22 protein-coding genes are annotated in these 21,982 nt (G+C 64.5%); 8 read left to right on the plus strand and 14 right to left on the minus strand.

The features are described from left to right. Window positions 1–76: 76 nt before the first annotated feature. From ACYCTF_RS09730 to ubiA, 6 genes are all read right to left on the minus strand, one after another. Window positions 77–535 (minus strand): glutaredoxin domain-containing protein, encoded by a 459-nt coding sequence (locus ACYCTF_RS09730; RefSeq protein WP_461284815.1) that lies wholly within the window; start codon window positions 533–535, stop codon window positions 77–79. Next, window positions 535–2,574 carry a M3 family metallopeptidase gene (locus ACYCTF_RS09735; RefSeq protein ID WP_461284816.1) on the minus strand — a complete coding sequence of 680 codons (2,040 nt, stop codon included), beginning with the start codon at window positions 2,572–2,574 and terminating at the stop codon, window positions 535–537. The genes ACYCTF_RS09730 and ACYCTF_RS09735 overlap by 1 nt, the downstream gene beginning before the upstream one ends. A 90-nt stretch (window positions 2,575–2,664) precedes the next feature. After that, window positions 2,665–3,483 (minus strand): shikimate dehydrogenase, encoded by an 819-nt coding sequence (gene aroE / locus ACYCTF_RS09740; RefSeq protein ID WP_461284817.1) that lies wholly within the window; start codon window positions 3,481–3,483, stop codon window positions 2,665–2,667. After that, window positions 3,480–4,472, minus strand: coding sequence for a sodium:calcium antiporter (locus ACYCTF_RS09745; RefSeq protein WP_461284818.1), 993 nt, complete (start codon window positions 4,470–4,472; stop codon window positions 3,480–3,482). Before ACYCTF_RS09745 ends, aroE begins: the two co-directional genes overlap by 4 nt. A 12-nt stretch (window positions 4,473–4,484) precedes the next feature. Then, a complete protein-coding gene (locus ACYCTF_RS09750; RefSeq protein ID WP_461284819.1) occupies window positions 4,485–5,114 on the minus strand; it encodes a glutathione S-transferase N-terminal domain-containing protein in 630 nt (209 codons plus the stop codon). Continuing rightward, window positions 5,111–6,010, minus strand: a complete 900-nt coding sequence (gene ubiA, locus ACYCTF_RS09755; protein ID WP_461284842.1) for a 4-hydroxybenzoate octaprenyltransferase — start codon at window positions 6,008–6,010, stop codon at window positions 5,111–5,113. Before ubiA ends, ACYCTF_RS09750 begins: the two co-directional genes overlap by 4 nt. 469 nt (window positions 6,011–6,479) lie before the next feature. Here ubiA and ACYCTF_RS09760 point away from each other — a divergent pair, with 469 nt between their 5' ends. Next, window positions 6,480–7,886: an ATP-binding protein gene (locus ACYCTF_RS09760; RefSeq protein ID WP_461284820.1), complete on the plus strand. Its 1,407-nt coding sequence runs from the start codon at window positions 6,480–6,482 to the stop codon at window positions 7,884–7,886. A 73-nt stretch (window positions 7,887–7,959) separates the two neighbouring features. On the opposite strand, the gene ACYCTF_RS09765 is transcribed toward ACYCTF_RS09760, so the two are convergent. Then, complete coding sequence (locus ACYCTF_RS09765; RefSeq protein ID WP_461284821.1) at window positions 7,960–8,604, minus strand: UbiA family prenyltransferase; 645 nt, start codon at window positions 8,602–8,604, stop codon at window positions 7,960–7,962. Between ACYCTF_RS09765 and ACYCTF_RS09770 the strand changes: the two genes are divergently transcribed. Beyond that, window positions 8,503–8,928 (plus strand): zinc ribbon domain-containing protein, encoded by a 426-nt coding sequence (locus ACYCTF_RS09770; RefSeq protein ID WP_461284822.1) that lies wholly within the window; start codon window positions 8,503–8,505, stop codon window positions 8,926–8,928. The genes ACYCTF_RS09765 and ACYCTF_RS09770 overlap by 102 nt on opposite strands. A 225-nt stretch (window positions 8,929–9,153) precedes the next feature. On the opposite strand, the gene recG is transcribed toward ACYCTF_RS09770, so the two are convergent. Genes recG through ACYCTF_RS09800 form a run of 6 tightly spaced genes read right to left on the minus strand, consistent with a single transcriptional unit; the run spans window position 9,154 to window position 15,499 of the window. Beyond that, window positions 9,154–11,217 (minus strand): ATP-dependent DNA helicase RecG, encoded by a 2,064-nt coding sequence (gene recG, locus ACYCTF_RS09775; RefSeq protein ID WP_461284823.1) that lies wholly within the window; start codon window positions 11,215–11,217, stop codon window positions 9,154–9,156. Continuing rightward, window positions 11,195–11,578, minus strand: a complete 384-nt coding sequence (locus ACYCTF_RS09780; protein WP_461284824.1) for a Rid family detoxifying hydrolase — start codon at window positions 11,576–11,578, stop codon at window positions 11,195–11,197. The genes recG and ACYCTF_RS09780 overlap by 23 nt, the downstream gene beginning before the upstream one ends. Window positions 11,579–11,580: 2 nt before the next feature. Next, the gene (locus ACYCTF_RS09785) at window positions 11,581–13,764 is read right to left on the minus strand and encodes a RelA/SpoT family protein (RefSeq protein ID WP_461284825.1); all 2,184 of its coding nucleotides are present in this window, start codon (window positions 13,762–13,764) and stop codon (window positions 11,581–11,583) included. Further along, on the minus strand, window positions 13,706–13,987 hold the full coding sequence (gene rpoZ / locus ACYCTF_RS09790; protein WP_461284826.1) for a DNA-directed RNA polymerase subunit omega: 282 nt from the start codon (window positions 13,985–13,987) through the stop codon (window positions 13,706–13,708). Before rpoZ ends, ACYCTF_RS09785 begins: the two co-directional genes overlap by 59 nt. Before the next feature lie 44 nt (window positions 13,988–14,031). Continuing rightward, window positions 14,032–14,640: a guanylate kinase gene (gene gmk / locus ACYCTF_RS09795; RefSeq protein ID WP_461284827.1), complete on the minus strand. Its 609-nt coding sequence runs from the start codon at window positions 14,638–14,640 to the stop codon at window positions 14,032–14,034. Then, on the minus strand, window positions 14,633–15,499 hold the full coding sequence (locus tag ACYCTF_RS09800; RefSeq protein WP_461284828.1) for a YicC/YloC family endoribonuclease: 867 nt from the start codon (window positions 15,497–15,499) through the stop codon (window positions 14,633–14,635). Before ACYCTF_RS09800 ends, gmk begins: the two co-directional genes overlap by 8 nt. 127 nt (window positions 15,500–15,626) lie before the next feature. On the opposite strand from ACYCTF_RS09800, the gene ACYCTF_RS09805 reads away from it, so the two are divergent. From ACYCTF_RS09805 to ACYCTF_RS09830, 6 genes are all read left to right on the plus strand, one after another. Continuing rightward, a complete protein-coding gene (locus ACYCTF_RS09805; RefSeq protein ID WP_461284829.1) occupies window positions 15,627–16,568 on the plus strand; it encodes a serine/threonine protein kinase in 942 nt (313 codons plus the stop codon). A gap of 41 nt (window positions 16,569–16,609) precedes the next feature. Continuing rightward, window positions 16,610–17,488, plus strand: coding sequence for a PP2C family protein-serine/threonine phosphatase (locus ACYCTF_RS09810; protein ID WP_461284830.1), 879 nt, complete (start codon window positions 16,610–16,612; stop codon window positions 17,486–17,488). Between the two features lie 89 nt (window positions 17,489–17,577). Next, a complete protein-coding gene (gene rph / locus ACYCTF_RS09815; protein WP_461284831.1) occupies window positions 17,578–18,300 on the plus strand; it encodes a ribonuclease PH in 723 nt (240 codons plus the stop codon). Beyond that, on the plus strand, window positions 18,297–18,890 hold the full coding sequence (gene rdgB, locus ACYCTF_RS09820) for an RdgB/HAM1 family non-canonical purine NTP pyrophosphatase (protein ID WP_461284832.1): 594 nt from the start codon (window positions 18,297–18,299) through the stop codon (window positions 18,888–18,890). Before rph ends, rdgB begins: the two co-directional genes overlap by 4 nt. Then, window positions 18,887–20,059, plus strand: a complete 1,173-nt coding sequence (gene hemW, locus ACYCTF_RS09825; protein ID WP_461284833.1) for a radical SAM family heme chaperone HemW — start codon at window positions 18,887–18,889, stop codon at window positions 20,057–20,059. The genes rdgB and hemW overlap by 4 nt, the downstream gene beginning before the upstream one ends. Next, a complete protein-coding gene (locus tag ACYCTF_RS09830; protein ID WP_461284843.1) occupies window positions 20,059–20,469 on the plus strand; it encodes a CopD family protein in 411 nt (136 codons plus the stop codon). Before hemW ends, ACYCTF_RS09830 begins: the two co-directional genes overlap by 1 nt. Here ACYCTF_RS09830 and ACYCTF_RS09835 read toward each other — a convergent pair whose 3' ends face one another. Beyond that, window positions 20,470–21,765 carry an HD-GYP domain-containing protein gene (locus ACYCTF_RS09835; RefSeq protein WP_461284834.1) on the minus strand — a complete coding sequence of 432 codons (1,296 nt, stop codon included), beginning with the start codon at window positions 21,763–21,765 and terminating at the stop codon, window positions 20,470–20,472. Window positions 21,766–21,982 lie beyond the last annotated feature (217 nt).

Consider the following 21,982-nt stretch of genomic DNA (forward strand, 5'->3'; position numbering starts at 1 on the left):
CAGGTGGCGATCTTCACGGGTGCGCGGCGCGGCCATCGCCGCGTCCGGGCCTTAGAGGACGGGACACGGGCGACCGTTAGCCCTTGGGGGCCTTGAGGTAGCCTGCGGCGGCGAGTTCATTTTTCAAGGCCGAATGGATATAGCCCACGAGGACGTCGCGCCCCACGGTCACAGTCGGCACCGTGGTCGATCCGGTCTTATGCTTCATGTCCTGCAAAGCCGCGGGCCCGCGCGAGATATCGATACTGCGGAACGGGACCTTGCGGCGGTGCAGGTATGCACTCACTTGCCGACAGGGCGTGCAATGGGGGGCCCGGTACAAGATCACGGGGTGCAGGGAGCTCAAGGCCTTGCGCACCGCCGCAGGCGAGGTGCGGCCGCGCACATGCATGACATGCACATGGTGGACCGATGAAGGAGGTGGAGTATTCTGATAGGTAACAACCCCGTTGGGACCGACCCAACGATACAAGGTGGCGCCATGCGCCGCTCCCGCCAACATCAGGACACCCGCCCAAGCCGTCCAACGCGTCATCAGTTTCCCTCCGTTTCATAGAGCCCGCTCTGCTTGAGCAACGCGTCGATACGCGGCGCGCGGCCACGGAATCGCTCGAAGAGCTCGCGCGGATCGGCCTCCCCGCCCCGCTCCAGGATATTATGGAGAAAGGATAAACCCGTGGCACGATCAAACACGCCGCGCTCCTCGAAGGGACCGAACGCGTCGGCCGACAACACCTCAGCCCACTTATAGCTATAGTAGCCCGCGGCGTAGCCGCCGGCAAAGATATGGGTAAAGCTGTTCTCAAAGCGGTTGAAGGCAGGCGGCTTCATGATCGCCACCTCGTCACGCACGGCATCAAGCAATGCGTGCACCGATCCCGTGGCCGGATCGAAGAGCGCGTGCAGACGGATATCGAAGAGCGCGAACTCCACTTGGCGCAGCATCTGCAGGGCGGCCTGGAAGGTCCGCGCAGACCGCAGCCGCGCGAAGAGGTCGGCCGGCACCGGCTCCCCGGTCCGATAATGGGCGCCTATGAGGTCGATGACCTCCCGTTCCCAGCAGAAGTTCTCCATGAATTGGCTGGGGAGTTCCACCGCGTCCCAGGGCACGCCGTTGATACCCGAAACGGCCGGTTCATCGACCCGCGTGAGCATGTGATGGAGGCCGTGGCCAAACTCGTGGAACAGGGTCTCTACTTCGTCGTGGCGCAAAAGTGCGGGATGGTCGGCGGCCGGCGCGGAAAAGTTGCATGTGAGATAGGCGACCGGGAGGCTCGGGACCGGCCCCAGCTGTCGCACGCAGCACTCATCCATCCACGCCCCTCCGCGCTTGCGTTCGCGGGCGTAAAGATCCAGATAAAATTGTGCGCGCGCCTGCCCATCAGGGTCCGAGATCTCGTAGAAGAGCACATCCGGGTGCCAGACCTCGACGCCCGGCCGCTCACGGATCCGAACGTCGTAGAGTCGCTCGGTGAGGGTGAATAGCCCCTCGAGGACCCGCGGCAGCGGGAAATAAGGCCGCAGATCCTCCTCCGAAAACTGGTAGCGCTGCTCCTTCAGCCGTTCGCTGTAATAGGCCGTGTCCCAAGCCTCCAGGGACAGGTCATCGGCCCGCGCCAGGGTCGCGAGATCCGCGAGTTCCCGAAGCGCTGCGGGGCGCGCCCGCCGCGCAAGGTCTGAAAGAAACTCCTCGACCTCCGTGGCATCACGCGCCATCTTCGTCGCAAGGGAGTAATCCGCGTAATGGGGGAAATCGAGAAGCGTGGCCGCCTCGCGGCGCAGCGCCAGGATCTCGTGGGCCAGGGCAGTGTTGTCGTAACGCCCATCACCCGCCTCCGAGGCGCGCGTCACATAGGCCTCGTAGAGCTGGCGGCGCAAGGCCCGATCCTGGGCATAAGTCATGATCGGCACATAGCTTGGGGCCTGCAGGGTCAAAAGAAAACCCGCGAACCCCCGCCTCTGGGCCTCGGACCGCGCCTGCGCGAGCACCGAGGCTGGTATGCCCTGGAGCCGCGCCTCGTCTTCCACGACCAGACTGAAGGCATCGGTGGCGTCCAGGACGTTTTGTTCGAAGTGGCTCGTAAGTTCGGAAAGCTTTTCCTGAATAGCCTTAAAACGGGCCTTGGGGCCGGCCTCCAGGGCCACGCCCGACAGACGCATGTCGCGCAGGGCGTTCGTCACCACCTTCTTGCGGGCCTCGCTCAAGGACGCAAAGGCCGAGCCCTCGGCCACCGCCCGATAGGCACGATAGACGCGTTCGTCCTGGGCATAGCTCGTCTGGTAGCTGGTGAGGCGGCCGAGGCCTGCGTTGTAGGCCTCGCGCAGGGGGGCGCTGTCAGCCACCGCGTTCAGGTGCGCGACCGGCGACCAGAAACGTTTAAGGCGCTCCTGCGCTGTCTCGAGTGGGCCCACCGCGTCGTCCCACCCAGGCGCCGGGTCGCCTGACAGGCGCGCCTCGACCGTCGCGCGCGTCTCGTCGAGCATGGCATCGAGAGCCGGCGTGACCTGATCCGGCTCTATGTGGGCGAATCGTGGGAGACCATCGAGATAGAGCAGGGGATTGTCGTTCGCCATCGGTGTTCCTTGGATGATATCGGGCCTACTCTATCACGGGCCGCGGCCCCCCGAATCCTTCCACCTCGCCTGACGACCGAATCGGTACCGCTAGGCCGCGCCGACCTCGGCGCGCAGGCGCGCCAACACGGACTCCGTGGCCGGGCGCACGCCCCACCAGAGAAGAAAGGACTCGGCCGCCTGCTCGACCAGCATGCCAAGACCGTCCGCCACGGCGCAGGCACCGTGGGCACGGGCATGAGACAAAAAGACCTGGGCCTTGGGACCGTACATCAGGTCGTAGACGATCGCCCCCTCGAAGAGCGCATCGGGAAGCGCGGGCAGGTCCCCGGAAAGGCCCGCGGCCGTGGCGTTGATCACGACATCGAAGGGTGACGCGCCCGCGACGCCCGTGTCCGCGACACCGACGCGCGCATCGCGGCACGCGGCGACCAGATCCCGGGCCCGCTCGGGGTTGCGATTCGAGATGGCGAGGTGGGTGATGCCGGCATCCAGCAAGGGCCCCACGATCCCTTGCGCTGCGCCCCCCGCCCCCACCACCAAGACCCGTCGAGTCTGTAAAGACCAACCATGATTCACGGTCAGATCACGGATGAGACCCGCGCCATCGGTGTTGTCGCCAAACCAGCCACCCCCTTGCCAGGCAAGCGTATTGACCGCGCGGGCGCGCTCTGCCCGAGCCGAGGTCCGTGTCGCGAGGGCGTAGGCCTCGCCCTTCAAGGGGACAGTGATATTCGCTCCCCGACCCTCTTGCGCGCGGAACGCCGACAAGGCCTCCGCGAGACCCGCCGGACGCACCTCCCGGCGCTCGTAGCGCACATCAAGGCCCGTGAGCGCGCCGAAGGCCTCGTGTATCTCGGGGGACAGGCTGTGGCCTATGGGGTAGCCCATAACGGCATAGAGACTCATGGCGCGAGAAGATAGCCGAGAAAGACGGCGTAGAGAAGGCCGCCCGCCATCATATGGTAAGGGCGCAGGGCGCTCGCTTGGGTGATGCGCAGACGCAGGATCACGACGCCTGCGATGGTGATCAACATAGTGGTGAGGAGGAGCGGGGTCGGGCGCCAGGGTGTGAGCGTCATGCCGAGGGCGGGCAAGAGGCTCCCCTGAAACACGAGCGCGCCTGTGATGTTGCCAAACGCCAGAGTGTCCTGCCCGCGTCTTATCCAGAGCACACTGTTGACCTTCTCCGGCAACTCAGTCGCGATCGGGACGATGGCAAGCGCGAGGACAAGCACCGGGACATGGAGCAGCGGCGCGAGCTCCTCGATACCCACCACGAATCCCTGTGCGCCACCTATGATGAAGCCAAGCCCCAAGAGCAGCTGCACATACCGCAGCCCGGGGATGCGCCTCAAAACATGCCGCGCCAGATGCAGGCCGTTGCCCGCGCTGGTCTCGTGGCCGGCGGCCACCAGCGCCTTCGAGGCGCGCACGGTGACAAACACATAGGCCGCATAGCCTGCGACCAAGATGGCAGCCAATACCCGCCGTGGCGAACCCTCGGGCACATAGAGTCCCCCTAAGGCCAGCACAAAGAGGACGAGAAACCAGTCGAGATCGCGCCGCACGCCCCCGCGCTCGGGGGCCAGCGCACCGCGCAGCCCCCGGCTCTGCCAAGCGGCGACCCCCATGACACCAAACGCCAGGGTCGAGAGCATGAGTGGCGCGCCGAGCACCGCACCGACCGCAAGCCGCTCGCCCGCCCCCTGGTGCAGGGATGCAAGCAGGGGCACAGCCGTCTCGGGCAACGCGGTGCCAACTGCGGCAAGCAAAGAGCCCGTCACACCCTCGGACACCCCGAAGGCCGCGCCCACATGCTCGACTGCGTTTGTGAAGAGCTCGGCGCCCGCGAGAATCACGGGCAGGGCCGCAAGCAGGATAAGAAAGGCGATCACGCGCCCTTTCCCTCAGTGCGGCGCGTCGAGGGCCTTCTCCATTCCGGGAGGTACGGTCTCGGCGAAGGAACCGCGCGTGCTGATGCCAGCAAGCCAGCGCGCAAGCCGCGGATGCTTGCTGCGCCAGTCGTGCGCGTAGCGAAAATCGACATATTCGAGGGCCGAGGCAAGCCCCAGGTCGGCAATTGTGAAGCGCTCGCCCACGAGATAGGCCGCCCCTCGCTCGGCCTTGTCGGCCCACGCAAGGGCGCGGGCGATCTTATCCTCCTGGCGGGCAATAAAGGACCTCGACTGCTCGGCCTGCGGACGCCGGCCCTCCAGGAGACGGGCGACGGTGGCATCGACGATGCCGATGCCCAAGGTGTTCCAGAGCTGTGCGCGCAGGCGCTCGGCATCTCCCTGCGGGATCAGCCGTTCGGGTGTCAGCGTGTCGATATACTCGATGAGCAAAGCCGAATCGAATAAGACCTGACCATCATTGGTCTCCAGGACCGGGACCTTGCCAAGCGGGTTCATAGCCACGATGTGATTGCCGGCATCGTGCGGACTCTCCTGGATCCAGTCGAAACGGATATTCTTTTCGCGCAAGGCGATGCGGACCTTGCGCACATAAGGCGATGTCACATGACCGTAGAGCTTCACAAAGACCTCCCGAGATAGGCGACGACCAGGCCCACGAAGACGCTGCCGCCAAACCAGTTGTTGTTCAGAAAGGCACGAAAGCAGTCGAGCGGCCGGCGTTCGCGTAGCAGGCCCTGCTCGTAGAGCGCAAACCCCAGGGCAAGCCCCAGGCCGCCATCGTACACGGGACCGAGATGCGCCATCACCCCGACAGCATACAAGAGGCCCAAGGCGATGGCGTGATTCAAGGCGACCATGAGCCGGTCCCAGCGTCCGAAGAGGATGGCGCTTGATTTGACACCGATCTTCAGGTCATCGTCGCGATCGGCCATGGCATAGGCCGTATCGTAGGCCACCGTCCAGGCGATGTTGGCGGCAAAGAGCAGCCACGCCATGAGCGGTATCCGGCCAGTCTCGGCGGCGAAGGCCATGGGGATGCCCCAACCGAAGGCAAGCCCAAGATAGACCTGCGGAAGATGCGTAAAACGCTTGAAGAAGGGATAGGACACGGCGAGCACTACCGCCACCACCGAGAGCTCGATTGTGAAGGTATTGAGCCAGAAGGCGAGTAGGGCCGCCAAGAGACAGAGTCCGAAGAACAGGATCAGCGCCGCCCTGGGGCTCACCTCGCCCGCGGCGATCGGCCGGTCCCGGGTGCGCCAGACGTGCGCATCGAAGTCACGATCCGCGTAGTCGTTGATCACGCAACCCGCCGAACGCATGATGAGCACGCCCGCCACGAAGATCACGACCAGAGTGGGCCGCGGATGTCCCTCGCCCGCGAGCCACAAGGCCCAGAGTGTCGGCCACATCAAGAGCAGGCTGCCGATCGGCCGATGCAGCCGCATGAGGCGCACATAGGCCCCCAATCGCGTCCACCCGCTCGCCTGAACCGTCCCCGCGCCCCTTGCCGCCATCATCCGCCCCAACGCCCGCACCCATGAGGGCCTTAAAGCGTCGCATTGTAACGCACTCCGCGACCGTCACGGGACCTAGCCGCCGCGAACTTCCGGGGCCCCCGCTGAGCGCCTCGGCAAGGCAGGCATCGAGCCCTCGGTGGGGCTCCAGGGCGATTCTTGCGAGCACGCCTGCCGAGGCGATCAACGGCCTCGGCAAGGCCGAAACGACCCCCAGACCGATCCGGGAAACCCGGGAAGCGGCGAAGCCAGCTTACGGCCACAAGAGGTATCGTAGTTCAATCACCGTCGCCTCTTGAGGCCCGCTCGGTATATCCTGCCGACGGAAACTGAAGCGCACGACTACGGCGCTCGCGGAAAGGGCGGGCGCGGCCTGACGTAAACCAAATAGATTCCGCGACTTCCGGAGCGACTCAATCTTCGGCGAGCCGCGAATCTCGGATGCGAAGCGATTCATCGAGGCCCCCGCATGACCACACCCGCACAAATCGACCTCTGGCGTAAAACGCTCTCCGAACACCAGCGGCTGGAGTTCAAGGAAGCAAAAAATCAATTCGACTTCGGTAGGTTGCAGCAATACTGCGTGGCACTGGCCAACGAGGGTGGCGGCACACTGGTACTAGGGGTGGCGGACAAGGCGCCAAGACCCATCGTGGGTAGCCGGGCGTTTCCGAATACGGTGAAAACGGCGGAAGATCTGTTTCAGGCGACCGGCTTCCGCATCGATGTGGAGGCTGTCGCGCACGCGGATGGCCGCGTGTTGGTGTTCCACATTCCTTCGCGTCCGCGCGGCACGGCCTATCACCTTGACGGCAGGTATCTGATGCGCGCCGGTGAGGCGCTGGTGCCGATGAGCGAGGACCAGTTGCGACGAATCTTCGCCGAGGGCGAGCCGGACTGGCTGGAAGAATACTCGGTGACGGGGCAGGACGCGCAGCAGGTAGTCGAACTCCTTGATACGCAGACCTTTTTCGAGCTTCTGAAGTTGCCTTACCCTAGCGATCGCGCGGGTGCGCTCGACCGCCTAGTACGCGAGCGATTGGTCGATGAACTGGGCGGCGCGTACGCCATTCGCCGATTGGGTGCGCTGCTGCTGGCACGACGGCTGGAGGATTTTCCGGACATTGCCCGCAAGGCGCCCCGCGTAGTGGTCTACACGGGCATTTCCAAGCTAGAAACCAGGCTCGACCGGACCGGCACCAAAGGCTACGCCGTGGGCTTTCAGGGCCTAGTTCAATTCGTAATGAACCAGCTGCCGCAGAACGAGGTGATCGAGGACGCCCTGCGCAAGGCAGTCAAGCTTGTACCCGAGGTGGTCGTGCGTGAGCTGACCGCTAATGCGCTGATTCATCAGGACCTCGGTGTGGGCGGTGCGTCAGTTATGATCGAGGTGTACGCGAGCCGCGTGGAGTTCTCGAATCCCGGCGAGCCGATTGTGCCCGTAGAGCGCTTCATCGATGGTTACCAATCGCGAAACGAACGTCTGGCCGATCTGATGCGCCGCTTCGGAATCTGCGAGGAAAAGAGCAGCGGCATCGATCAAGTGATTCATGCTACGGAGGTCTACCAGCTGCCGGCGCCTGACTTCCGAGCGGGCCATCGCCGAACCTTTGTCACCCTCTATGGCGCCAAACCCTTTGATGAGATGGACCGCAACGACCGTGTACGGGCGTGCTACCAGCACTGTGCGTTGAAGTGGGTGATGTCCGACAAGATGACCAACCAGTCCCTGCGAGAACGCTTCCACCTCGGAGAGGACAAAGCAGCAATTGCCTCCCAGATCATCGCCGCCACGATCGAGGCTGGGTTAATCAAGTCGGACGAGTCGATGGGTAAGTCGCGGAAATTCGCGCGCTACCTGCCGTTCTGGGCGTGATCTTATTTAAGGCATGAGGGGTAGGACGGTGGGTTTGGCTGGTTAATACCAAAAAAATCAACAACATACTTATTTAAGGCTTTCCAGCAAGGGAAAGATGCGATGGTAGGCTCGCGCTGCCTGAAGGACGGACGGCGGCCTCAATCTCTCCCAAGCGCATTTGGAAACCGCGGCAGCTGGAGCACCGGGCCGAGCCGGGCTGCGCCCGCGCCTCGGACGGGAAGACGCTGCCGCCAAACCAGTTGTTGTTCAGAAAGGCACGAAAGCAGTCGAGCGGCCGGCGTTCGCGTAGCAGGCCCTGCTCGTAGAGCGCAAACCCCAGGGCAAGCCCCAGGCCGCCATCGTACACGGGACCGAGATGCGCCATCACCCCGACAGCATACAAGAGGCCCAAGGCGATGGCGTGATTCAAGGCGACCATGAGCCGGTCCCAGCGTCCGAAGAGGATGGCGCTTGATTTGACACCGATCTTCAGGTCATCGTCGCGATCGGCCATGGCATAGGCCGTATCGTAGGCCACCGTCCAGGCGATGTTGGCGGCAAAGAGCAGCCACGCCATGAGCGGTATCCGGCCAGTCTCAACAAGAAAATACTCACCGCCGCCTGGGGCAAAACGGTGCCTTTCACCCAATACAAGGCCGTCAAGGCCGGTAAATTGTGTATCAAGATCACCCCTTATCAAACCTCGCAGGAATGTGCCGAGTGCGGGCACATTCATCCTGACAACCGGGTTTCGCAATCCGCGTTTGTCTGCCAAGCCTGCGGGCATCAGGACAATGCCGATCACAATGCGGGGCGGGTTATCGCCAGGCGGGGTGTGCGGTTGCTGCTTTCCGGCGGGTATCTACCCAAAGAGAGTAAGCGCTGCGGAATCTTTCGGCGAAAAGCAGACGAGGAAATAGGGCCGGTGCGGTCCGAATCTACGCCTGGGGAGTCCATCGTAAGTCGTGAGGCTGGAAACAGCCTGACGCAGGGGACGGCGAACCAGGACAATCTCTTCGTGAGGAGAGAAACCTCCGCTACAACCGCTTTCGCGGTTTAGCGGCGGGAGAGTTCATGCGGCGAGCTGCGCGTCACGGACGATCGGCCGCGACGAACCGTGAAAGATCCGTCATCGATGCGAGCACATCATAGGCTGCTTGCGCCCGATCTTTTGGCGGAAACATCTTGTGGAAAAAGTTTCACGCCGCGAACTTTCCGTGGATGAGGCACAATTTGCCGCCCGACTCCTGCAGAGCTCCGGTATTGAATTTCTACCAGCGCACCCCTACGCCGACCCGAGTTCGTGGCGCTCGCGCAGCCAGCGCTTGCGCAGGCCAAGCAAGGGCGCGGGATCGCCCTGGACCAAGGCCGCCGCGGTTTGGGCGACCGCCGGCAGCAGGGCCTCGTCGCGCATGAAATCGGCCACGCGAAAGCCCGGAAGCCCGGTCTGGCGAACCCCGAAGACTTCGCCCGCACCGCGCAGCTCGAGATCGCGCCGGGCGATCAGAAAGCCATCATCCGTTTCGCGCAGACAGGCGATGCGCTCGCGCGCCATATCGCCCAAGGGCGGCTTATAGAGCAGCACGCAGTGCCCAGGCAAGCCACCGCGACCTATGCGACCGCGCAGCTGGTGGAGCTGGGCAAGCCCCAGGCGCTCGGCGTTCTCGACGACGAGCAGACTGGCGGCCGGGACGTCCACACCCACCTCGATCACCGTAGTCGCCACCAAGACCTGGACCGGACCGCGCGCAAACTCCTCCATGGCCCGATCTTTATCGACGGCCTTCATGCGCCCATGGATCAGGCCCACCCGGATACCGGCCAGCGCCTGGGCCAATTCCGCATGAAGGGCGGCCGCGGCCTTCAGATCCTGCTCGCCCTCCTCGATGAGGGGACAGACCCAATAGGCCTTAGCGCCCGCGAGACAAGCGGCGCGCACGCGCTCCACCACCTCCTCGCGGCGATTCTCGGCAAGCGCCACCGTGGTGACCGGGGCGCGACCCGGCGGTCGCTCATCCAGGATCGAAAGATCGAGATCGGCGTAGGCGCTCTGCGCGAGTGTGCGTGGGATGGGGGTGGCGCTCATGGCCAACAGATGCGCGTGGCGCGCGCCAGCCCTCCCTTTCGCAGTCAGGGCTTGGCGCTCTTGCACGCCGAAGCGATGCTGCTCGTCGATGACCACAAGGCCGAGTTGCTCGAAACCCACCGCCTCCTGAAACATGGCCTGGGTCCCGACCACGAGCCGGGTCTCCCCGTCCCGCACCTTCGCACGCCGGGCCGCGGCGCCCGCCCCCAGACGCATGAGGCCGAGCGGTTCGATACCAAGCGGCTGCAACCAGTGGCCGAAAGTCTCCATATGCTGACGCGCGAGGAGCTCGGTCGGGGCCATGATCGCCACCTGATAACCCGCCTCGATCACGAGAAGGGCGGCGGCCGCGGCCACCAGAGTCTTGCCGGAACCCACGTCGCCTTGCAGCACGCGGCGCATGGGCCGCGTGCTCTCGAGGTCCCGGCGGATCTCCGCGATGACGGTCATTTGTGCCTTCGTGGGCGTAAACGGCAAGGCCTCGAGGAGCTGCGTGAGCAGGCGTCCCGGCACCCGACATGTGCGGCCAAGGGAGCGCCCCTGCGCGTGGCGCAGCGTAAGCAGGTGCGCGTGATGGGTGACGAGCTCCTCGAAGGCCAACACCGCGCGCGCGGGCGCCAAATCGCAGCCTGGTGGTGGCCCATGCAAGAGCCGTAGGGCCGCGGCCAGCGTCGGTCCCGATGGTCGGCGTGCCGCGGGCAGGTAGTCCACAAGGTCCGGCAAAGCCAGGGCGAGCGCCGCGCGCACCGTGCGCCGCAAGGCGTTCATGCTCAAGCCCTCGGTGTTGGGGTAGACCGGCGTCAGTGTGGCCTCCCGCAAAGAGGGTTCACCCGCGCAGCGGACCTCCGGGTGCACCATCTCCGGACCCAGGGGACCGAGCCGCAGCTCGCCATAGACGCTCACGCGCACGCCCGTGGCGAGCTTGCGTTGCAGCGCGGCATTGAAATGGAAAAAACGCAGACGCAGCAGACCGCTATCGTCCGCGAGCTCAATCAACAAAGCCGCCCGCGCGCGCCCCGTGGTCGCCGCGGCCAGGATCTCACCTTCGACGATCGCGCTTTGTCCGATGCGCAGCCCGCGGATCGGCTCGATGCGCGTCCGATCCTCGTAACGCACGGGCAGATGGAACAGGGCATCGCCCACCGTCTGGATCTCGAGGCGTGCGAGCCGCTCGGCCAGCGCGGGTCCTATGCCCGGGAGTGCGGTGACCGGACGCTCCCAGGAGGCCTGGGTGCGGTCGCTAGCCGAGGTCGAGGATGGCATCCATCTCGACTTTCGCGCCGCGCGGCAAGGCGGCGACACCGATCGCCGAACGCGCCGGATAGGGGGGCTTGAAACGCTCCGCCATGACCTCGTTCACGAGCGGGAAGTGCGTAAGATCCGTGAGAAACACCGAGAGCTTGACGATGTGATGAAGCTCGGCGCCAGCGGCCGCCACCACCGCCGCGAGATTCTCGAGCACCTGCACGATCTGGGCACGCGGGTCCTCCGACACCAACGCCCCGGTCGCCGGATCCAGCGGTATCTGTCCTGACAGAAAGACGAGCGAACCCGACCTCAGGGCTTGCGAATAGGTGCCGATGGCGCGCGGCGCCGCGGCGGTCTCGATGACACGAAAAGCCATGGTTATCCTCGTTTACGGTTGATCCGGACCACCGCCTCCTGGGAACGGATGCGGCGTATGATGCGCGCGAGATGGGCGCGGTTGTGGACCTCGATCACGAAGTCCATGGCGGTGTCCTGACCGTCGCGCTCGTCGATCGACACCGTGTCGATGTTGGCATCGAGCTCGGACATAGCGGCGGCGACCGTGGCCAGGACCCCGCGGCGATTCTTGACCTCGACACGTATGGCCACGGGCCACGAGCCGTCTATGCCGCTCTCCCACTGGATATCTATCCATTTCTCCGGGTGCTTCCGGTATTCCGCGACGTTCGGACAGTCCTCGGTGTGCACCGTAATCCCGCGTCCCGCCGTAAGGAAACCCAGCACCGGATCGCCCGGGATCGGCCGGCAGCACTTGGCGTAATTTACCACCGCCCCTTCGGTACCACGGATCGCGATACTGCCAGGGGCGCGCGATGGGACCAGAGACGGGGATGGCACGTCCGGGAGGAGCTGGCGCGCCACCACCGCCGCGATGCGCGTACCAAGCCCGATATCGGCCAGCACGTCCTCCCAAGTCTTCACACGCAGGGTCGTGAGCAGACCGTTCCTTGCCTCCTCATCCACCTCGCCCGTGAAACTAAGTGACTGCAAGGCCTTCGCAAGAAAACGTTCGCCCAGCCGGATCGCCTCGTCGTGGCGCAGATTCTTCAGATAGTTGCGGATATGGGCGCGAGCTTTGCCGGTCACCACCGAGTTCAACCACGAAGGGTGCGGGGCGCTATAAGCCGAGGTAATGACCTCCACGTGGTCGCCGTTGCGCAACACCGTGCGCATGGGCACCAATTGATGATTGACGCGCGCCCCCGCGCAGCGCTTGCCGATATCGGTATGGACCTCATAGGCGAAATCAATGACGGTGGCGCCGCGCGGCAGCTTCTTGATATCGCCGTTGGGCGTGAAGACATAGACCTCGTCGGGAAACAGGTCGATCTTCAGGTGTTCCAGGAATTCCTGCGGGTTGCCAGCCTGCTGCTGGGTCTCCATGAGGCCCTGCAGCCACTGTAGGGCACGCTTCTGCATGCCCACGTCACCGGTCTTGTAGATCCAGTGCGCCGCCACCCCGTTCTCGGCAACCCGATGCATGTCCTCGGTACGGATCTGCACCTCGATCAAGACACCAAACGGCCCGAACACGACGGTATGAAGGGACTGATAGCCGTTGGTCTTGGGGATGGCGATATAATCCTTGAACCGGCCGGGGATGGGCTTGTAGAGGTTGTGGATCACGCCCAGCGCCCGATAGCAGGTGTCCACTTTATCGACCACTATGCGAAACGCCAGCAGATCGTAGACCTGCTCGAAAGACAGGCCCTTCTGGCGCATCTTGCTATAGATGCCGTAGAGATTCTTTTCACGGCCGGACACGTCGCCCGGCAGGCCCTCGCGCCGCAGCTGCTCCTCAATCGCCACGCGCGCCTTGTCGACCAGCGCCTTGCGATTGCCGTGGCGCTTGCGCACCGCCTCCTGCAAGATGCGATAGCGCAAGGGGTAGAGGATCGCGAACGATAAGTCCTCCAGCTCCACAGACCAGGCATGAAGACCCAGCCGATTGGCGATGGGCGCGTAGATGTCGAGCGTCTCGCGCGCGATCGCCTTCTGTCGCACCGCCGACAGGACCCGGATCGTGCGCATGTTATGGAGGCGGTCGGCGAGCTTTATAAGCACGACGCGGATGTCGCGGGCCATCGCCAGCAACATCTTGCGGAAATTCTCGGCCTGCTCCTCCTCCTTATTCTCGAACTCGATCTGGCCGATCTTGCTCACACCGTCGACAAGCTCGGCCGCCTCCGGGCCGAACTGGGCGATGATCTCATCCTTGCGCCGACCCGTGTCCTCTATGACGTCATGCAGGATGGCAGCTGCGAGGCAAGTGGCATCGAGCCGTAAACCGGCCAGCAGTCGCGCAACTTCCAGGGGATGATAGATGTAGGGCTCGCCGCTACGGCGCTTCTGGCCTTCGTGGGCCTCCGCGCCGAACAAATAGGCGCGATAGACCATCGCGACCTCCTCACGCCCGAGGTAGCCCTCGAGCAAGGCGAGCAGATCGCTTATGTGAAATGAAACCGTGCCGGGACCCACCCCCTCAGAGGGTGGGACTTGCGCCGGCGTCGCCACCTGTTCCGAGAGATAAGACCGCGTCATCTTCGACCTCCAGCCCCGCCTCCGGATTGTCGTCCAAAATGGCGTTGGTCACGTAGCCGCCAGCGATCTCGCGCAGCGCCAAAACGGTCGGCTTGTCGTTCTCGCGCGGTACGCAAGGCTCCGCGCCCGCGGCCAGCTGCCGCGCCCGGCGGGCCGCCACCAGCACCAGCTGAAAGCGGTTCTCGACGTGCTCCAGACAATCCTCAACGGTGATGCGGGCCATGGTGCGTTCCTCTTAAGTCAAGATGACAAGTTTAGCAAATCGCCTTATGCGCCGATAGGCGCGTAGACGCCGGGGTCGCAATGCACAGGCCGCCGCACCCGGCCTTCGGTGATCAGGGCCTTCAGGTCCGCGAGCGCCTCGTCGAACTCGTCATTCACGATGATATGGTCGAATTCGCCGGCATGGGCGATCTCGGCACAAGCCTTGGCCATGCGCCCCGCGATCACGGCCTCGTCGTCCTGGCCGCGGCCCCGCAACCGCGTCTCGAGGGCCGCCAGAGACGGGGGCAGAATGAAAATCGACAGAGCCTCAGGCCACAAGGCCTTGATACGCCGCGCCCCCTGCCAATCGATATCGAGGATCACGTGCTGCCCCGCGCGCAGCAGCGATTCGACCGCCTCGCGCGTCGTCCCATAGCGGTTGCCGAAAACCTGCGCGTGCTCGAGAAAGGCGTCCTCGGCGACCAGACGCTCGAACGCCGCCTGATCCACGAAATGGTAATGCACACCGTTCTCCTCGCCCGGCCGCACCGCGCGCGTCGTGTGTGAGATAGAGATGCCGAAGCGGGGGTCGGCAGCCAAGGCCTTGGCAAGGCTGCTCTTGCCGGCCCCGCTCGGGGCCGACAGAATGACCAGACGGGGATCGTTATTCAATGTTCTGCACCTGTTCGCGCATCTGTTCTATCAAAACCTTGAGGGCCACGGCACTGCTCGACGCGCGCGCCGAGAACGACTTCGAGGCTATGGTATTGGCCTCGCGATTCAATTCCTGCATCAAGAAGTCGAGGCGTCGGCCAACCGGTCCGGCCTCCTCCAGGGCGCTACGAGCCTCGGCGATATGGACCGCGAGACGCTCGACCTCTTCCTCAATATCGCTGCGCTGGGTCAAGAGCAGCACCTCCTGCTCCAGGCGCCCCGGATCCAAGGGCTGCTCGAACGTCCGCACGCGCGCGCGCAATCGTTCGCGGAAGGACTCGAGACCTGCTGCGACTAGGCCGCGCAGGGCCGTCGCCTCGGCGTCCATGAGGTCGAGCTTCTCACGCAGACCGTGCGTAAGGCGCTCTCCTTCCCGGCACCTATGGTCCACGAGAGCGGCAAGCGCGCGCTCGCAGGCCTGCACGACAGGTTCGTCCAGGACCGGACCGGGACGCACGGACACCACGCCCGGCCAACGCAACACGTCGGCCACCGAAAGCGGTGCCAGGGTGGCGTGGGCGGCGCGCACGACCTCGGCGGCGCGCACAACGTCCGCCGCTAGGCGCTCATCCACGACCACCCCCGCCTCCCCGGGCGCCTTGCGCCACACGACCTGGCAGTCGACCTTGCCGCGGAAGAGCGCCGCCGAGAACCGCTCACGCACCAGCCCCTCGAGACCGTTCAGCCCCTCCGGAAGCCGGATCGATACCTCCAGGTAGCGGTGGTTGACTGACCGCAGCTCGCACACCACCTCGCCCGCCGCGGTATGCACCTGGGCGCGCGCAAACGCGGTCATGCTCTTGATTGAGGCTGTCATGGGTTCATACTAACCGAAACCGACGAGGGCCGGTACCGCGACCGTGGACCGGCCCCCTGGGGACGTGTGCGCGTCACCTTGGCGCGTGACTGCATTTTGAACGGTTTTCGGCTATTGTTGGACATACATGCGCAAACAGCCGACCCCCCTAGCCCCCGGCTATGTCCTGAAGGGCTACCGAATCGAGAAGACCCTCGGCGGAGGAGGCTTTAGCTCGGTCTATCTTGCGACCGAGCTCGCCACTGGCATGGAGGTCGTCATCAAGGAGTTCCTTCCGGTGACCCAGGCCTTCCGCGGGCCCGACGGCCGCGTGGAACCGCTCTCCGAGGAGACCGCCCCGCTCTTTGCCTCGGGCATCAAACGCTTCTTCGACGAGGCCGCCGCGCTCGCCAAACTGCATCACCCCAACATCGTCCAGGTCACGAACTTCTTCCGTGCCCACAACACAGCCTACATGGTCATGCATTACGAGGTCGGCCGGGATCTGCGCTGGTATGTGAAGCGCCATCCGGGGGGGTTGAGCGAGAAGTTTCTGCGGACCGTGTTTCCGCCGCTGCTCGTGGGGCTGGACGAACTTCATACCCATGGCCTACTCCATCTGGATATCAAGCCAGCCAACATCCTGCTGCGTCCGGGGGGCAATCCGCTATTACTAGACTTCGGGGCGGCACAAAGGACCCAGGAGCGACCCGCCGGCATGCGCACGCTGACCGCGGGCTTCGCGCCCCTGGAGCAACACACGAAAGGCCACATCGGGCCCTGGACAGACCTGTACGCGATCGGCGCATCCATGTGGGCCTGCCTGAGCGGCCGCGCGCCACCGCCGGCGACGGCACGGGCCACCAAAGACACGTTCAAAGGCGCGCGCGGTCGCTTTGGGCGGCATTATTCCGCGCAGATCCTCGACGCCATAGACTGGTGCATGCAGATGGACCAGCTGCAAAGGCCGCAGAACGTAGGACAGCTGCTGGCCTTCCTAAACGAGACGCCGCGTCGCGAGCCTGACGATAAGAGTGACATCGGCCGCTGGTTCGACAAATGGCCGTGGCTGCGTCTTCGGCGTTCATAGGGCGCGGTGGAGGGGACGTCGAGGGGGGGGACTAAATAACTATGAAGTACACGTGCGCGCAAGGCTCGCGGCAGGGTGGGCGTGCCCACAACGAGGATCGGGTCGCCATAGCTGAGCGCGATGAGGCCATCCTCATGGTTCTGGGCGATGGTTTGGGCGGCCACAAAGGCGGGGCGCTCGCCTCCGCCACCCTCTGTCAGCTGGCCGTGCGGGCGTTTCGCGCCGTCCGTTCACCACGCATCCAAGACCCCTCGAGTTTCCTGGCCCTCATCATGTTCCAGGTCCATCAGGCCCTGAAGGACGCCGGAAAACGCCTCGACCCGCCCATAGAACCGCGCACCACGGGCGTCCTCTGTCTCGTGCAGGACGGTTGCGCCTACTGGGCGCACATCGGCGACAGCCGGCTCTACCATTTCCGCAACGACCGCGTCATCGTGCGCACCCACGACGACACCACAGTCGAGACCTTTCGCGAACGCGGCATCCTAAACGAGAGCGAGTCCTTGGCGCATCCCGACAAGAGCCGGCTGCTCGCCTGCCTCGGGGGGCGCGACGATCCGACCATACACCTCGGCGCCGAGACTCCCTTGCGCACGGGCGACACCCTGCTGCTCTGCAGTGATGGGGTATGGGAGGCGATGGCGGAGCCCGAGATCGTCCGCACCCTTGATCATCCGGTCTTGGAAAATGGCCTCGCCGACCTCTTGCTGACCGCCGAAAACCGTCGCCAAGCGGCCGCTGACAATATCAGCGCGGCCTCCTTGCGTTGGCAGGACCGGTCAGCCCAGCCGGTGGGCCTCGCGCCGCGGGCGCGGCCCCTCACGGCCCGCGCCTTGTGGGAAGAAGGACGCAAACTCCTGGTCGATCGTAAATTGAAGGAGATGAGGGGTGCGTCCAAGAAAATCCCCCCGGAGGACTGAGCGCCGCGCCCCCGGACCACAGGCGCGGTGAGCGGCGGCGCCGTTTTTGTTAAACTGGCGGCCGGCCCCTCTTCCCTTAAGGAATTCGCATGAGACCAAGTGGACGCGCAGCGGATGCTTTGCGCGCGATTAAGATCACCCGGCAATTCACACGCTACGCGGAGGGGTCGGTACTCATCGAGTTCGGCAATACCCGCGTGCTCTGTACCGCAAGCGTGGAGGAAAAGGTCCCGCCCTTTCTCAAGGGCCGCGGCCAGGGCTGGCTCACGGCCGAATACGGCATGCTCCCGCGTGCGACCGGACAGCGCACCCAGCGCGAGGCCGCGCGCGGCAAGCAGGATGGCCGCACAGTGGAGATCCAGCGCCTCATCGGCCGCTCGCTGCGCGCCGCCCTCGACATGAAGGCGCTCGGCGAACGGACCATCATGATCGACTGCGATGTGCTGCAGGCCGACGGGGGCACGCGCACGGCCTCGATCACGGGCGGTTACGTGGCGCTGGCCGATGCCATTCGCTTCCTTAAATCCCACAAGCTCCTGAAGGAAGATCCACTCCGTCGCCAGATCGCCTCGGTCTCGGTCGGCATATGTAACGGGACCCCGGTCCTCGACCTCGACTACGCCGAGGACTCGAGCGCCTCGACCGACATGAACGTCGTCATGGACGATACGGGCGGCTTCATCGAGGTCCAGGGCACCGCCGAACGCGCGAGCTTTCGTTTCGAAGAGATGCTGACCATGACCGAGCTCGCCCGTAACGGCATCAAGACGCTGATCGAGGCCCAGACGCAAGCGCTCGCCGCCACGCCGTGAAAATCGTTTGCGCCACGCACAATCCCGGCAAGATTAGAGAGCTCTCGGAGGCCCTGGCGCTGCACGGCGTGCACTTGCTTGCGCAAGACACCCTGGGCATCGCACCCGCCGTGGAGGACGGCTTGACCTTCGTGGAGAACGCGTTGATCAAGGCCCGGCATGCAGCGGGGGCGAGCGGACTTCCTGCGCTCGCCGATGATTCCGGGCTCGAGGTCGACGCCCTGAACGGAGGTCCGGGCCTGCACACGGCGCGTTTTGCAGGCGCGCATGCGAATGATGCCCAAAACCGCGCAGCCCTGCTCGCCGCGCTCGAAGGCGTGCCGGAACAAGAGCGCGGGGCACAGTTTTACTGCGTGCTCGTCTACGTGCGCCACGCCCACGACCCTCGCCCGCTCATAGCCGACGGCCTCTGGGAGGGCCGCATCCTGAGCGCCGAGCGCGGTAGCGGAGGCTTCGGTTACGACCCCGTCTTTTATGTCCCGACCCATGACTGCTCAGCGGCGGAGTTGGACGCCGAGACGAAACGAGCATTGAGCCATCGCGGACAGGCCTTGCGGGCCATGGCCCGGCACCTCGGCGGGCACCCATGACGGCCGCGCACAAAGAGCCGCCGCTTAGCCTCTACATCCACATCCCGTGGTGCGTAGCGAAATGCCCGTACTGCGACTTTCATTCGCTCCCGCGCCCAGGGCCGCTCCCCGAAACCCCCTACGTCCGGGCCGTGATCGACGATCTCGCCCACAACCAGGACGTCCTGGCGGGACGAACCGTCGCGTCGATATTCTTGGGCGGCGGCACACCTAGTCTTTTTTCAGAAGCCGCGATCGCCGAGATGCTCGCAGGCGTGGAGCGACACGCAACACTCGCCGGCGATTGTGAGATCACGCTCGAGGCCAACCCAGGTACGCTGGAGAGCGGGCGCTTTCGGGCCTTCCGGGAGGCCGGGGTGACGCGCCTTTCGCTCGGAGTCCAGAGCCTCCACGACCCGGCGCTGCGCGCCCTTGGACGCATCCATGACGCCCATACCGCGCGATCGGCCATGGAGGCGGCGGCCGGCGCGGGCTTCCGGTCCTTCAACATCGACCTCATGTATGGTCTCCCAGGACAGACGGTGGCGCAGGCGCTGGCCGATGTCCGTGGGGCGCTTTCCGTGCAGCCGCCGCACTTGTCCTTGTACGAGCTCACCATAGAGGCACACACCGCCTTTGCCCACAATCCCCCGCCGCTGCCCGCCGAAGACGAGCGCCTCGCCATAGAAGACGCCGTGACAGAGGCGGCCTGCACGGCGGGCTACGAGCGCTACGAAATCTCCGCCTACGCGCGCCCCGGGCACCGCTGCGTCCACAACCTCAATTATTGGCGATTCGGGGATTATCTCGGGCTCGGATCAGGCGCGCATAGCAAACTCACGGGTCCTGCCGGGGTAAGCCGGCCCGTGCGGATCGCGGACCCCGCACGCTACATGGCCGATGAGGGCCGTGTCGCCACTTGTCGTCGGCTTTCGGAGGGCGATGTCCTCTTCGAGTTCCTCCTAAACGCCTTACGCTTGACCGAAGGCTTTTCGGAGGAGCTGCTGCGCGCGCGCACGGGCCACGACTTCGCAAGCCTAGACCGCCTCTGGGCGCAAGCCGTGGAGCAGGGACTCCTTCAGCGCGAACAGGATCGGATGCGCACGACCCCCTTGGGGCGGCGCTTCCTCGACTCACTGCTCACGGATTTCCTCACAAACGCCGACACCGTGTCGGCCAAGGCCTCGTGATGCTGTGGATCAAGGCCTTCCACATCGTGTTCGTCATCACCTGGTTCGCGGGCCTTTTCTATCTGCCGCGATTATTCGTCTACCACAGCCTGACCGACGACGAGGGCGGGCAGGCGCGCTTCATCGTCATGGAGCGGCGCCTCTACCGCTTCACCACGCCAAGCGCGGTCTTGGCCGTGAGCCTGGGGCTCTGGCTATGGCTCGGTTTTGGCTTTAGCGGCCTTTGGCTCGACGTCAAAGTCTCGCTCGTGGCCTTGCTCGTCCTCTACCACATCTATCTGGGGGCACTCGGCCGTGAGCTCGCTCGCGGCCATAAACGCAGCGCGGCCTTTTATCGCGTGATCAATGAAGTCCCGGTCCTCATCCTGATCGCCATCGTGATCCTGGTGGTCGTCAAGCCCTCGCTCTGATCACGCGAGGTTGGCCTTGAGTTGCGGCCGGCCCGGGATGTAATCCGCCGGATCGATCCCGTGGGCCTTGGCCGGCAAGACGCGTCTGATCTCCCTATCGCGCGCCGGGCGATCCGACCCCGCCGCCAAGTCGAGAACGGTCCCAGGCGCTATCCGCGTACCATCGGCGCGCCGCGCCAAGGCCACGGTCGGCCGCAGAAAGTGCTTGCGATCGACGGCAATCACAACGCCCACATCCCCCGTGCTCATTTCCACGATACTGCCTATGGGGTAAGTGCCGAGGCACTGGATGAACTGGTCGACGAGACCCCCGTGATACTCCTTGTTGCGCATGGCGTAGAACTTACCCAAGGCCTCATAGGGCGAGATGCCCGCGTGATAGGCGCGGTCGCTGGTAATGGCATCATAGCTATCGACGATAGCCGCCATGAGACCGAAGAGACCGATACGCTCCCCACTCAAACCTCGCGCGTAGCCGCCGCCCTGATAACGCTCATGGTGACCGGCGGCTACCTCGATGGCCGCCATCGGGAAGTCCCGCGCCGACTCGAGGATCTTTACCCCCTCGGGGACGTGACCCTTCACGATCTCGAATTCGCGGTCCGTGAGGCGCTCGGGCTTGTTCAGGATGTCGTTTGGGATTTTGACCTTGCCGATATCATGGAGGAGTGCGCCGATCCCGAGGATATTGAGCTCAGGCACGCTCAAATCGAGATGACGGCCAAAGGCCAAAGCCAAAATAGCCACGCGAATACTGTGCAGGGCCGTGTATTGATCTTTGTCGCGTAGATGCGTGAACCAGACCAGGGCATCCGGATTGCGCACCACGCTATCGACCATGCCGCTTATCACCCGCCGCAGTCCCGCCATATCGACGTTCCGACCAAGCCTGGCATCGTCCAGCATGGTGTAGACGAGCGTGCGCGCATCGGTCTCGATCGCCTGGGCGGCCGGCATCTCCGTCTCCAGGGCGATAGGTTCGCCATGGATCGAGGGGCCTCGACGCACCGCCTGCGATGCCGCGAGCACCTCCGCCTGCCTATCCTCGCCATGCGGCGTGGCCGCCTGCGGCACGTCTGCCTCTACGATCGCGCGCGGGCGGACCCTGGAGGCATCACCGACGTCGGTGGGGTCATACACATAAACATACTCGCAGACGCGCCGCAGCTCGTGCAGCTCGCCGTCGGTCTGCAGCTCAAGACCTTGAAACAAGAACGAGGTTTCGGTCCAGGGACAATCGAGATCGATAACGTACATCCCCTTCTTGAGATCCCGGACATGAACGCGCTTTCCCATGAATATCGCTCCGTCTTAGCCGATCCGGCACCCGGGTCCCTTGCCATGGTACTGTCCTGATGAGACAAGATTACCGCAAAGACGGCCACCCTCACTACCCTTCTCAAGATGAGCGGGTAAGACGACGATGGCTTGCCCGCCTCATAGGACGCCGGGTTCTTTGGGCCTGCAGGGGCTTTATACCCGCGGCCAAGGCCCGTTATGGGGCCGACACGAA

It is taken from the genome of Acidiferrobacter sp. (assembly GCF_054609335.1).